At 66.2% G+C, this 12919-nt stretch carries 8 protein-coding genes; 5 read left to right on the top strand and 3 right to left on the bottom strand.

The window, feature by feature from the left end:
- Positions 1–12 precede the first annotated feature (12 nt).
- From ACYVJ8_RS05645 to ACYVJ8_RS05625, 5 genes are read left to right on the top strand one after another with little or no spacing between them, the layout of a single operon-like run.
- Positions 13–822: an alpha/beta hydrolase family protein gene (locus tag ACYVJ8_RS05645; protein ID WP_460710132.1), complete on the top strand. Its 810-nt coding sequence runs from the start codon at positions 13–15 to the stop codon at positions 820–822.
- Positions 819–1661, top strand: a complete 843-nt coding sequence (locus ACYVJ8_RS05640; RefSeq protein ID WP_460710130.1) for an alpha/beta fold hydrolase — start codon at positions 819–821, stop codon at positions 1659–1661. Before ACYVJ8_RS05645 ends, ACYVJ8_RS05640 begins: the two co-directional genes overlap by 4 nt.
- The gene (locus ACYVJ8_RS05635; RefSeq protein ID WP_460710128.1) at positions 1658–3427 is read left to right on the top strand and encodes a glucosamine inositolphosphorylceramide transferase family protein; all 1770 of its coding nucleotides are present in this window, start codon (positions 1658–1660) and stop codon (positions 3425–3427) included. Before ACYVJ8_RS05640 ends, ACYVJ8_RS05635 begins: the two co-directional genes overlap by 4 nt.
- On the top strand, positions 3424–4944 hold the full coding sequence (locus ACYVJ8_RS05630) for a lipopolysaccharide biosynthesis protein (protein ID WP_460710126.1): 1521 nt from the start codon (positions 3424–3426) through the stop codon (positions 4942–4944). The genes ACYVJ8_RS05635 and ACYVJ8_RS05630 overlap by 4 nt, the downstream gene beginning before the upstream one ends.
- A gap of 4 nt (positions 4945–4948) precedes the next feature.
- Entirely contained in the window at positions 4949–5713 is a 765-nt protein-coding gene (locus ACYVJ8_RS05625) for a YdcF family protein (protein ID WP_460710124.1), read from the top strand.
- A gap of 74 nt (positions 5714–5787) precedes the next feature.
- Here the strand turns inward: ACYVJ8_RS05625 and ACYVJ8_RS05620 are convergent, their stop codons facing one another.
- The 3 genes from ACYVJ8_RS05620 to ACYVJ8_RS05610 form a co-directional block, all read right to left on the bottom strand.
- On the bottom strand, positions 5788–8040 hold the full coding sequence (locus ACYVJ8_RS05620) for a choice-of-anchor Q domain-containing protein (protein ID WP_460710122.1): 2253 nt from the start codon (positions 8038–8040) through the stop codon (positions 5788–5790).
- Positions 8041–8475: 435 nt separating this feature from the next.
- Complete coding sequence (locus ACYVJ8_RS05615) at positions 8476–9978, bottom strand: choice-of-anchor Q domain-containing protein (RefSeq protein ID WP_460710120.1); 1503 nt, start codon at positions 9976–9978, stop codon at positions 8476–8478.
- 585 nt (positions 9979–10563) lie between these two features.
- Positions 10564–12777, bottom strand: a complete 2214-nt coding sequence (locus ACYVJ8_RS05610) for a choice-of-anchor Q domain-containing protein (RefSeq protein WP_460710118.1) — start codon at positions 12775–12777, stop codon at positions 10564–10566.
- Between the last annotated feature and the right edge of the window lie 142 nt (positions 12778–12919).

Genomic DNA, 12919 nt, shown 5'->3' with positions numbered 1-12919 from the left:
GAGCCAGGCGGCATGAGTATCGGAGCGTGGGAACCCTTCTGGCTTGGCGCTGCGCCACGTCAGCTGTATGCGGCATTGCACGGCGCGCCTGGCGCGACCGGCGTGCTGTTGGTTCCCCCGTTGCTGCATGAATTGCCGCGAAGCCGGCGTTTCCTGGTGGAAGTGGCGAACGAGTTCGCCGCCATGGGTTTCCCGTGCCTGCGCTTCGATTTCCATGGCACCGGCGATTCGAGCGGGGATGGCGAGGCGCTCGACTTCGCCTCGATGCAACACGATCTGGACCTGGCGAGCGAAGCACTGCGCGCGCGCACCGGCGTCGCCCGCGTCGCCGTCGTGGCCTGGCGCGGCAGCGCGCTGGCCGTGCAGGAGTGGATGGAGCGGGGTGGCGACGCGCAGGCGGTCGTGCTGTGGGAGCCGATCTGGAACGGCGAGGACTGGTTGCGCGAGCTGGTCGAAGCCGACGCCGGCGAGCGCGCGCAGCGCCCACCGCCGCGCGCGGGCATTGCGCGCATCACCGATCCCGCCGATGGGCAACTCATGGGCTTTCCCGCTTCGCCGCGCTTGCGCAGCGATCTGCAACGCACGCGCCTGTCGATGACGCGCCTGACGACAGATGCGGCAGCGACGCTACCGGTGTGGGCCATCGTGCGTGCCGACCTGCAGCAGCTGCCGGTCGAAGTCGCGCGGGTCATGCGGCTGCCTGCCAACGCGCCGAGTTTCAATGCCGGTGCGGCGATGGATGCCACCTTCTTCCTCACGCCCGCCGTGCGCGATCTGATCGTCGAACTCGGTCAGGCGTTGCGCCGCGAGGCGGTCGCATGAGCGCGGTGATGGACACCGAGCGTCCCGTCAGCACCGCGGCAGCCGAAACGTTCGTGCGCTTCGGGCCAGGCGGACAACTCGTAGGCGTGCTTAGCGGACCGCGCGAGTCGAGTCGCGTGTTGCTGCTGCCCAGCGCAGGACTGCAGCCGCGCAGCGGCCCGTTCCGCCTGCATTGGGCGTTGGCGCAGCGTCTGGCGGAGCAGGGCATCCGCAGCTTCCGCTACGACATCCCGGGCGTCGGCGAGGCAGCGCGGATGCCCGATTGCGACGGCACGCGGGCGACGCTCGCGGCCATCGACCGGCTCGAGTCCCAGCACGGTGGCCGCACGTTCGCCATCGGCGGCATCTGCAGCGCGGCCGACATCGGTTGGGACGTGGCCCATGTCGATCCGCGGGTCACGGCCTTGCTGTTGCTCGATGGAATCTGTTTCCGTGGTCCCTGGCATCGCTACGCGCGCCTCGCCGGGCTGCTGCAACGGCTGCCGAGCGAATGGCGCCACTTCCTGCGCAAGCTGCCGCGGAAAGTACGCGGCAACGGCGGGCTGGACTCGAACGACTTCCGCACCTGGCCCAGCCACGCGCAGGCGCGCGAGCAGTTCGCGAGCATGGTGGCGCGCGATCTGCGCTTGCTGTGCATCTTCAGTGGCGGCTATGCCGATCGCTTCCTGCATCCGCGCCAGTTCGAATGGTCGTTCGGCGCACCCGCGCGCGACCCGCGAGTACTGATGCACTACTGGCCCGATTGCGACCATACCTATTTCGGCCGGGCGCAGCGCGAGCGCTTGCTGGCGGCCGTGGTGCAGTGGATGCGTGATCTTCCGGAGCGCGCCCCGACATGACGGCCGGCCGCTCGCCCGCGACGCCGCTGTATCCCGCGCCGGAGGGACTGGAGCGTCCGCTGCGTGTGGCCCTGGTGGCCCCCGCGGCCGTGCCCGGATGGCTGGATGCATTCACCCGCATGGTGGCCGGTTACGACTGGATCGATCTGCGTACCGTTGCGGTAGCGGGCGCGGCTTCGCCGAAGGTCGATCGCGTACGGGCGGATCTGCGCGCCCTGATCGCTATCGAACGACGGCTGCTCGGCGCCACCGCCAGCCTCAAAGACGTTCCTCTGCAGGCGAGCGAAACCGTCGCACAAGCAAGCGCACTCGCCGATCGCGTAGCGGCGCTACAGCCGGATCTGGTGATTCTGCTGGGCCCGCGCGCGTTGGCCGATGAACTCGCGACGCTGGCGCCACTGGGTAGCTGGCATATCGACCCGAGTCTCGCCGACGCGGACTACGCGGGACTCTCGCTGTTGTCGCCGCTGTTGCACGGAGAAACCGCCACGCAGATGGCGCTGATCCTGCGCGATGCGAGCGGGCGCCAGACCGATCTGGCCGCGAGCTGGGGCAGAACGCATTCGACCTGGTTCCACAAGCAGCGCGAGGAGGCCTTCCGCAAATTGCCGGGCCTGCTGCTGCGCGGACTGCGGCGCCTGGCCGCGGGCTATCTCCCAGCGTCGACGCATGCGGTGGCGACGCTGCAGTTGCAGGCGCAGCCGCCTGTCGGCAGGGAAGCGGGTCTGCGCGCACTGCAGCTGATCGCGCGCTCCTCGCTGCGTTGGCTCACCGGGCAGCGCCGAAATCGCCGCGTCGGCTGGACGCTGGTGTTGCGCCTGGGCGGAACGGCGCTCGACCCGGGCGCGCCTGCCTTCGGTTCGCACGTTTTGTTGAGCGCCGCGCGCGGATGGTGGGCGGATCCCTTCGTCGTCGCGGCGCAGGGGCGCAAATTCCTGTTCCTGGAAGAGATGCTCGAGCCCAAGCGCAACAATGCCAACATCGCCTGCGTCGAACTCATCCCCGGCGGCGCGAGCCGGCTCGGCATCGCCCTGGATGAGCCAGGGCACTTGTCGTTCCCGCAGGTCTTCGAGTGGGAAGGGCAGTGGTACCTCACCGTTGAGTCGAGTTACGACCGCCGCGTTAGTCTCTACCGCGCCGAGGACTTTCCGCTGCGATGGACGCGGGTAGTCGACTTGGTGACGGGACGGGTCTGCGTCGATCCCACGCTGCTGCATCACGAAGGCCGCTGGTACCTGTTCGCGAATGTCGCCGAGAACGGCAACAGCACCAGCGACGAACTGTTCCTGTTCGTGGCGGACGATCTGCACGGCCCGTTCGCGCCACACCCGGCGTCGCCGATCGTATGCGACGTGCGTCGCGCGCGGATGGCGGGTCGCCTGTTCCGCCACAACGGCCGCCTTATCCGGCCGGCGCAGGACTGCGGTCCGGGTTACGGCAATGCCGTCGTCTTCAACGAAGTGCTGGAACTGGGGCCGTCGGTCTATCGCGAGCGGCAGCTTTCGCGGCTCGCGCCCTTCCTCAAGCGCCGCGTCGCCGGATGCCATACCTACAACGCCGACGGCGGCGTCGAAGTGCTCGACGTGCTTGGACGCCAACCAGGCCGCGCCGCCCGCCTGCAGGTGTTCGAAGGCGGGGAGGGTGCCGATGCGGAGAGCATCGAAGCGGATAAGCGTGACAGCAAAGTGGTGCCGGAGGAGATCGGCGCCTTGGACCCAACCCGCCGGGCGTACCCCGGCCTTCCGCAGCAGCGACCCCACGGATGAATAGTCAGGCCGACATCGCCTCAAGCCGCGACCGCGACGCCAGCGAGGTACAACGACCGCAAACGGACATCGGGACGCACTACCTGCGCTACTCGATATCCAACGGCGCGGTGATGCTGCTGGGCTTCATATCGTTCCCGATCCTCACCCGCTTCCTCGACAACACCCAGTTCGGCATCCTGCGGTACTACGACACGCTGATGCTGCTCGGGGTGGCGTTGTGCAAGTTCGGCACGCCGCACGCGATCGTGCGCTTCTATCCCTACGACGGGGATCCGCAGCGGATGCGCGATTTCGGCACCAATCAGGTGCTGCTGCCGCTGTTGCTGTCGCTGAGCATGTGGGCGCTGTGTGGGACCGGACTGGTGTTGTGGTCCTGGCTGGACCATGCCCCGCTGTCGCCGCTGTTCTGGTGCGCGGCGGTGATGGTGCCCATGCTCGCGTCGACCAACATCGTGCAGATGGTGATCCGGGCCAGCGAGCGCTCCGACATCCTCATGGCGACGCGCGTCATCGCGCGCATGCTCGAACTGATGCTGGTCCTGGGTGCGGTGATCCTGGTGCAGCACAGTGCTCTGGCCGTGTACGGGGGCAAGCTGATCGCCGCCGCGTTGCTGGTGGGGTGGCTGGTGCACTGGATGTACCGCAACGTGCATGTGTCGCGCGATTCCGTCGATTGGGATGCCTTCCGCAGCGGCATGCTCTACGGCTTCCCGTTGATGGCGAACGAACTGTCCTACAGCGTCCTCGCCAACCTGGACCGCGTTCTGCTCAAGCACATCACCGGCGACTTCGCCGTGGTCGGCATCTATTCCATCGGCTACTCGCTGGCCATACAGCTGAACGTCTTCATCACCGCGACGCTCTCCGAAGCCTTCACCCCGGTGGTCATGCGCGCCTACGAGACCGGCGGCAGCGAAGCGGTGCGCGCTTTGAAGGACCGCGTGCTGATGCCGATGACGTACGCCGTGGTGGCGCTAGTCGCCATGTTGCTGATCGCCGGCGAAGACCTGCTGGTGGCGTTGAGCGGGCCGGACAAGGCCGCGTCGGGCGAGGTCTTCATCGTCGTCGGCATCACCATGTCGACCTTCGCGCTGTTCGCCATCGCCAACTACGGCCTGCAACTTAAGAAGCGGACGATGCAGGTGCTGGGCATCACCCTGGTGGCGGCGCTGATGAACGTGACCATGAACTTCCTGCTGATTCCGCGCATGGGCTACATGGGCGCGGCCTGGGCCACGGCGATCGCGTATGCGGCGCTGAGCGCGGCGCAGTTCCTGATCTGCCCGAAGGGCCTGGCGCGGCTGCCAGATGCGCGTGCTTCGATCATCTCGCTCGGCAGTGCGGCCTTGCTGGTCGCGGTGGCCATGGGCACCGACCTGTTCGGTTTGCATGGCACCTGGGCCCGGCTGCTGGCCGCCGGCGGGCTGTTCGTGCTGCTTTACGCCGTGCCGGTGCTGGCGCTCGATTCCAGGCTGCGCGCCATCGTGATGGTGCTGGTGAAGCGGTTCACGTAAGGGCATGAGCTGGCTGCTATCGCCGCTCGCGTGGCTGTTGCTATCGGGCTTGCTGATGCCGTGGGCGTGGCTGCGTCGGCGGCGCTTGCTTTTGGCGCTGTGCGGCATCGTGGCCACGCTGGCGCTCGCGATGATGACCGCCTTGGGGGCGAATCTGCTGGCGTGGCCGTTGGAGCGTCCTTTCCTGCATTCCGATGGCTGCGCGGATGCCGCGCGTGCGGATGCGCCGGCAACCGCAATCGTGCTCGGCGGCGGTCTCGATGGCTGGCCGCGTGACGCCGGCGATTTCGCCGTGCTCAACCTCGCCAGCCGTCGTCGCGTCGATCGCGCCGTCGTCTGGTGGCAGGAACGCCCCGGACGCACGCTGGTGCTGCAGGGAGGGGCGCCGTATCCGGGCACCCCTGCACTGGCGGAATTGATGGCGTCCTATGCGCGGATACAGGGCGTGCCGTCTACCGCGTTACGGCTGGAGATGGGCTCCGGCGATACCTGGGAGAACGCAGCGCATGCCGCGGCCATCGTCCCGGCGTTGCCGCGACGCGTGGTGTTGGTGACCTCGTTCGTGCATATGCGCCGCGCGAAGGAAGCCTTCGAGAAGAACAGTTTCGAGATCTGTCCGCTCGGCACCGATCGCCGCCGCCTGCCTTCGCGGATTCCCTGGGCGCTGATCCCGCGTACCCGCGCGTTGGCGAACACGGAAGTGACGCTGCACGAGTGGTTTGGGTTGGCCTACTACCGTTGGCGCGCCCGCAGCGAGACGAAGGAATGACGACTCGCGTCGCATGAAACGAAAAAGCCCCGGAAGTCCGGGGCTTTTCCTGTCGCGATACGATCTGCAGGTGCTTACTTGTAGACCGAGAAGCCACCCGTCGCCTTGGCGGTGAGGCTGCCGCTCGTCGCGGTGGCCGTCAGTGCGTACGTACCGGGGGCATTGCGAGTGGTCTTGTAGGAAGCGCTCGCGTAGCCGTTGCTGTCGGTGGTCGCGGTCACGGCGGTCTGGCCATTGTTCGGCTTGACCACGGTGAAGGTCACGCTGGCGCCCGACACGGCCACGCCGTTGACCAGCACACGCGCCGTCATGGCAACCGACTCACCGGCCTTGTAGGACGACTTGTCGGTGACGACGGTTTCCGACAGCACCGGTGCCGGCGCAGCCACGGAGTAGGTCGCCGAAGCGCTGCCCGTATGCGTGCTACCCACGCTGCTGCTGGTGCCCACGCCGATGCCATAGCTGCCAGCCGCGGCGGTGGTGGCCGAGGTGACCGTCAGCGTGGCGCTGGACGATGCACCCGGAGCCAGAGCGATGCTCGTGCTCGACAGCGCACCGGTCCAACCGCTCGGAACCGTGCCGGCCAGAGCGAAGGTGGTGGTGGTGCACTCGACGCTGTCGTTGTTCTTCAGGCTGATCGCATAGCTCTTAGCAGTACCTGCATTCACGGCACCGGCTGCGGTCGAGACGCTCAGCGTCGGTGCCGCATGCGTGCAAACCGGAGTCGGCGGAGCCGGCGCCGGCGGCGGCGGAACCGGAGCGGGTTCCGGCGGCAGCGGCGAGGACACCGGCGGCGCGGCGGCAGCGCCGTACTCGTAGGCACCCACGTCGTTGGCAGCGCCGGTCGGGCGGTTGCCCATCACGAAGTCGGTCGTCACCGCGCTGATCAGCGGCGCCTTGTCGATCACCGGGCTGCCCGACAGCGGTTCGGCGTCGAACGAAGCCAGCGTCATGTTCTTCAGCTGCGGATTCTGCGTGCAGGTGCTGCCGGAGGGGCAGCTGCGTGCGTTCCAGCCCATGTTGCCGGAGAAGCTCTTCACGGCCGGCGCGCTGCCGCCCGCGAACAGGGTGTTGCTGGCCGTATTCGCGTAGTACGGGAAGCCGACCACCAGGTTGTTCTGCACGTAGACCTTGTCGGTCGAAGCGCCTTCGCCATAGGCGATCTGCGCGTCGCCTTCACCGGCGATGGTGTTGTGACGCACGGTAGCGACGTCGTTGCCGGTCAGGATCAGCAGCAGCGAGCTGCCGTAGGCGCGGCACAGATCGCCTTCGGTCATGTAGTACTTGCCGCGGAAGTAGGTGCACTGGCCGACGAGGACGGAGTTCTCGATCAGCGAGTTGCCCTTGATCTTGACCTGGTTGCCGGCGTTGGCGACCGAGTAGACGCGGCGCATGGTGACGGTCGTGGTGTCGGCGCCGTCCATGTAACGGAAGTCGAGGCCGTCGGAGGTGTTGTGATGCACGAAGGCGTCTTCGACCAGCCACTGGCCGCCGGTGTCGACCGTGCCGAAGCCGTCGCCATAGCCGCCGGTCTGCTGCGCCCAGCATGCCCACGGCTCGCCCGTGGCGACGCGCTCACCGCAGCCGTTCCAGGCGATTTCGATGTCGCGCATGACCATCGCGCCCGAGTTGGAAGCGCCGGTGCCGATATTGCCGTCCCAGCCTGCCGCGCCGTTCTTGTTGATCTTGACGCGCTCCATGGTCCAGTTGCTCAGGCCGCCGGCGTTGAAGCCGTTCTTGGCCATGCCATGGATGTTGAGGTCGTGCAGCCACACGTTGTTCGAAGCGCGGGCGTAGACGCCGACGCGCGCCCACGGCATTGCGCTGGTGCACAGCGCATCGGCCTGCGAGTGGTTGTAGACGCAGTCGCTGTTGTCGGTGACTTCGAGGTTGCCGACTTCGACGTTGGAGCTGCCATCGAGATTGAGCACGCGATGGATGCCGCCGATGCCGACCAGCTTCGGCGCGGTGCTGCCGTTGCCGAGGATGCGGGTCTTCGCGCTCGTGGTGCCGCTCGGGATCGGCTGCATGTAGCCGCCGCTGCCGATCTGATAGGTACCGGCGCCGATCAGCAGGGTGTCGCCACCCGCGATGCGCGCGGTGCCGGAATTGGGCAGGGCGATGTTGGGATTCTTCCAGGCGCAGTTCTGAGCGCTGCCGCTGCCCGGGTACGCCGCATCGGCGCGGCCGTTGCACTGCGCAGCGTCGCCACCGTCGGCACGCACGTAATACGTTGCCGCTTGCGCGGAACCGATCGCGGCCAAGCCGAGGGAAAGCGAAACAAAGAGCTTGGACAGTGCACGGCTCTGAGTGAGGGACGCGGACATCGGAAACGCTCCATAGAAATCGATGGGGGATGGCCAACGACTCCCTCAAACCGTTGACCGCGGCGGACTCTACGGAGGGGGTTTCAGGGGGTTTGTGCGAACGGCCACACTTCGATTTCGCGTGGGTCGCAAGGCGCGTATGAAGCGGTTAAGAACCTGACGCGCGTCTTTCTGTTCAGCGACGGTTATGGAACGTCAAAATCGCACCCGAAAATTTCCCAATTCAGATTTTTTCGCCTCGATCGATGCGCAGAGGCGCGGCGCTTAATCCGCCAAAATCGCGGCTCGCCGGAATGAGGCGTGGGTCACAGATCGAAAATCGATGGCGGAAACCGTGCCAACTTTTTCCGGCATTTCGTGCTGCCGGAACGCCGGAAAAGAGGAGCCCGGGATCGCTCCCGGGCTCCTCGACTTGCCGCTGCGGTGACGCTTGCGTCAGCGAGCGCCGTACTCGTATGCGCCTACGTCGTTCGCCGCACCCGTGGGGCGCTTGCCCATCAGGAAGTCGGTCGTGACCGCACTGATCATCGGCGCCTTGTCGATCACCGGGCTGCCCGAGAGCGGTTCGGCATCGAAACCCGAGAGCGTCATGTTGGTCAGCTTCGGGTTCAACGTGCACTTCGTACCGCTCGGGCACTTGCTCACGTTCCAGGCCATGTTGCCGGAGAACGACTTCACCGCCGGTGCGCTGCCGCCCGCCATCGCCGTCTTGTTGGACGTGTTGGCGTAGTACGGGAAGCCGACCACCACGTTGTTCTGCACGTACACCTTGTCGGTCGACGTACCTTCGCCGTAGGCGATCTGCGCGTCGCCTTCGCCGGCGATGGTGTTGTGGCGCACCGTCGCGGTGTCGCCACCGGTCAGGATCAGCAGCAGCGAACTGCCGTAGGCACGGCACAGATCGCCCTCGGTCATGTAGTACTTGCCGCGGAAATACGTGCAGCGACCGACCAGCACCGAGTTCTCGATCAGCGAGTTGCCGCGGATCTTGACCTGGTTGCCGGCATTGGCGACCGAGTACACGCGACGCATCGTCACCTTGGTGCCGCTGGCGCCGTCCATGTAGCGGAAGTCGAGGCCATCGGAGGTGTTGTGATGCACGAAGGCATCTTCGACCAGCCACTGGCCGCCGGTATCGGTGGTGCCGAAGCCGTCACCGTAGCCGCCGGTCTTCTGCGCCCAGCAGGCCCAGACTTCGCCGGTCGAACGCTCGCCGCAACCGTTCCAGGCGATTTCGATATCGCTCAACACCATCTTGCCGGAGTTGGAACCGTTGTCGCCGACGTTGCCGTCCCAGCCGGCGACCCCGTTCTTGTTGATCTTGACGCGCTGCAGGGTCCAGTTGCTCAGATCGCCGGCGTTGATGCCGTTCTTGGCCATGCCGTGGATGTTCACGTCATGCATCCATACGTTGTTCGAAGCGCGGGCGTACACGCCCACACGCGCCCAGGGCTTGCTGCTGGTGCAGGTCGCGACGGACTGCGAGTGGTTGTAGACGCAATCGCTGCCGTCGGTGATCTCGAGATTGCCGATCTCGATGTAGGAGCTGCCTTCCAGATTGAGCACGCGGTGGATGCCACCGATGCCCACCAGCTTGGGCTTGGTGCCCGACTTGCCGATGATCCGCGTCTTCGCGGTGGAGGTGCCGGTGGGAACCGATTGCATGTAGCCGCTGCTGCCGATCTTGTAGGTGCCGGCGCCGATCACCAGCGTGTCGCTGCCCTTGAGGAGGCGCGTGCCGGAGTGGGGCAGGGCGACTTCGGGATTCTTCCAGGCGCATGCGCGGGCGGTGCCGCTGCCGGGATAGGCCGCATCAGAGCGACCGGTGCATTGAGAGGCGGAGCCGCCGTCCGTACGGACGTAATAGGTCGTGGCGTGAGCGGAGCCGATTGCGGCGAAACCAAGGGAAAGGGCGAGAAGAAGCTTGGATGCAGTCATCAGTACTCGTTGGTAGCGAAGGGGGATAAAGCCATGAGTTCCCTCCCAAGGCCGGCGCGGACTCTACGAATGCGATTCCGTGCGATATGTGCGATGCGACACACTTCGGTCCCGCACGACGTCGCGATGAATTTCGAATGCGCGTCTCGTACGCTTGCGCGCACTGCGCATGGCAAAAAATTCAGCAGCGATTTGGAATTGCGTTGGGAATGAACGCGATCGGATGCGTTGGACGCGCGTGACCGATGTCACAGTTCAGTTGCGGTGGCGAGCGCGCCTTTGCTTTTCTTCACCGCACCCGAGATGTCTGGAGGGCAGGCGGTGCCGGTGGGTAGGCGTGACTGTCGGCGGCATGGATGCCGCCGAGAAGCCTCCATGGACGGATTCACGGCGTGTCACGACTGCCCACCGGTGCCGACTGCCCGTGCCGAGATTGCGCTATCGCCGACAAACACGTCCCCTCACCCTGCGTCGCTGCGCGACGCTGTCCCTCTCCCCGCAAGCGGGGCGAGGGAAAAAAGCAAAGAGAAAAAAGAAAGAGCCCCGGATCCCCGGGGCTCTTTGCTGGTACAGCTTTGCGCTGGATTACTGCGCGACCGAGAACGTCATCTTCGCCTGCGTGCTGAGACTGCCGCTGCTCGCGGCCGAGGTCAGCTCATAGGTGCCGATGGAGCTGGAACCGGTGCCCGACACGAAGGACACACGAGCGTAGCCGTTGGCGTCGGTGGTGCCGTGCAGCTCGATGGTGTTGATCTTGTTCGGCTTGAGGGCCGTGAAGTTCACCGTCGCACCCGAGACCGCCACACCGCCCTTGGTCACGCGAGCCGTGATCGAGACCGTTTCACCGGCCGTGTAGGTCGCCTTGCTGGTGCTCAGCGCTTCGACCAGACCCGCCGGAGCGGCCACCGAGTAAGTAGCGGACGCGCTCTTGGTGTGCGTGCTGCCAACGCTGCTGCTGGCGCCGACGCCGAGGCCGTAGCTGCCCGCGGCGGCCGAAGCAGGCGAGGTCACCGCAAGGGTGGCATTGCCCGTGGCACCCGGAGCCAGCGCGACCGAAGCGGCCGACAGCGTGCCCGTCCAACCCGTGGGAACCGTGCGGGCCAGAGCGAACGAGGTGGTGGTGCAACCGGCGCTGTCGTTGTTCTTCAGGCTGATCGCGTAGCTGTTGGTCGCACCGGCGGCCACAGCGGCAGTCGGACCCGACATCGTCAGGGTCGGTGCAGCGTGCGTGCAGGTCGGCGTCGGGGTGGGAGTCGGCGTCGGAGTCGGCGTGGAAGCGCCCGCACCGAATTCGTAAGCACCCACGTCATTGGCAGCGCCGGTCGGACGCTTGCCCATCACGAAGTCGGTTGTCACCGCGCTGATCATCGGCGCCTTGTCGATCACCGGGCTGCCGGAGTTGGGCTCGGCGTCGAACGAGGCCAGGGTCATGTTCTTCAGCTGCGGATTCTGCGTGCAGGTGCTGCCCGAGGCGCAGCTGCGAACGTTCCAGCCCATGTTGCCCGAGAACGACTTCACGGCCGGCGCACTGCCAGCGGCCATCGAAGTGTTGCTGGACGTGTTGGCGTAGTACGGGAAGCCGACCACGAGGTTGTTCTGCACGTAGACCTTGTCGGTCGAAGCGCCTTCGCCGTAGGCGATCTGCGCGTCGCCTTCACCGGCGATGGTGTTGTGGCGCACGGTGGCGACGTCGTTGCCGGTCAGGATCAACAGCAGCGAGCTGCCGTAGGCGCGGCACAGATCGCCTTCGGTCATGTAGTACTTGCCGCGGAAGTAGGTGCACTGGCCGACCAGCACCGAGTTCTCGATCAGCGAGTTGCCCTTGATCTTGACCTGGTTGCCGGCGTTGGCGACCGAGTAGATGCGACGCAGGGTCACCTTGGTGGTGTCCGCGCCGTCCATGTAGCGCAGGTCGAGGCCGTCGGAGGTGTTGTGGTGGATGAAGGCGTCTTCGATCAGCCAGTCGCCGGCGGTGTCGGTGGTGCCGAAGCCGTCGCCGTAGCCGCCGGTCTGCTGCGCCCAGCATGCCCACGGCTCGCCGGTCGACACGCGCTCACCGCAGCCGTTCCAAGCGATTTCGATGTCGCGCATGACCATCTTGCCGGAGTTGGAAGCGCCGGTGCCGATGTTGCCATCCCAGCCCGCGGCGCCGTTCTTGTTGATCTTGACGCGCTCCATGGTCCAGTTGCTCAGGCCGCCGGCGTTGAAGCCGTTCTTGGCCATGCCATGGACGTTGATGTCGTGCAGCCACACGTTGTTCGAAGCACGCGCATAGATACCCACGCGGGCCCACGGCATGCTGCTGGTGCACGCGGCCGAAGCCTGCGAGTGGTTGTAGACGCAGTCGCTGTTGTCGGTGATTTCGAGGTTGCCGACTTCGACGTTGGAGCTGCCGTCGAGGTTGAGCACGCGGTGGATGCCGCCGATGCCGACCAGCTTGGTGCCGGTCTTGCCGATGATGCGGGTCTTCGCGGTCGTGGTGCCGCTGGGCACCTTCTGCATGTAGCCGCCGCTGCCGATCTGGTAGGTGCCGGCGCCGATCATCAGCGTGTCGCCGCCGACGATGCGCGCAGAGCCAGAATTGGGCAGCGCGATATTGGGATTCTTCCACGCGCAGTTCTGCGCGGTACCGCTGCCCGGGTACGCCGCATCGGCGCGACCATTGCATTGCGAAGCGTCACCACCGTCGGCGCGCACGTAGTACGTCGCGGCCTGAGCGGAACCGATGGCGGCCAGGCCGAAAGAAAGCGAAACGAAAAGCTTGGACAGCTTGCGGCTGTGGGCGAGAGACAAAGACATCGGCGAACTGCTCCGTAGGACCAAATGGGGGATGGCCAAGAGCTCCCTCCCATGGCCGGGGGCGGACTCTACGGAGGGGGGTAAGGGGCAGATGTGCGACCGGCCACAGTTCGGTCCCGGTCCGCTCGCGATGTGCGAATGC

This window comes from Lysobacter terrae (assembly GCF_054782215.1).
Note: the sequence above shows the minus strand (reverse complement) of the source record. Positions and strands in the feature narration are given on the sequence as shown.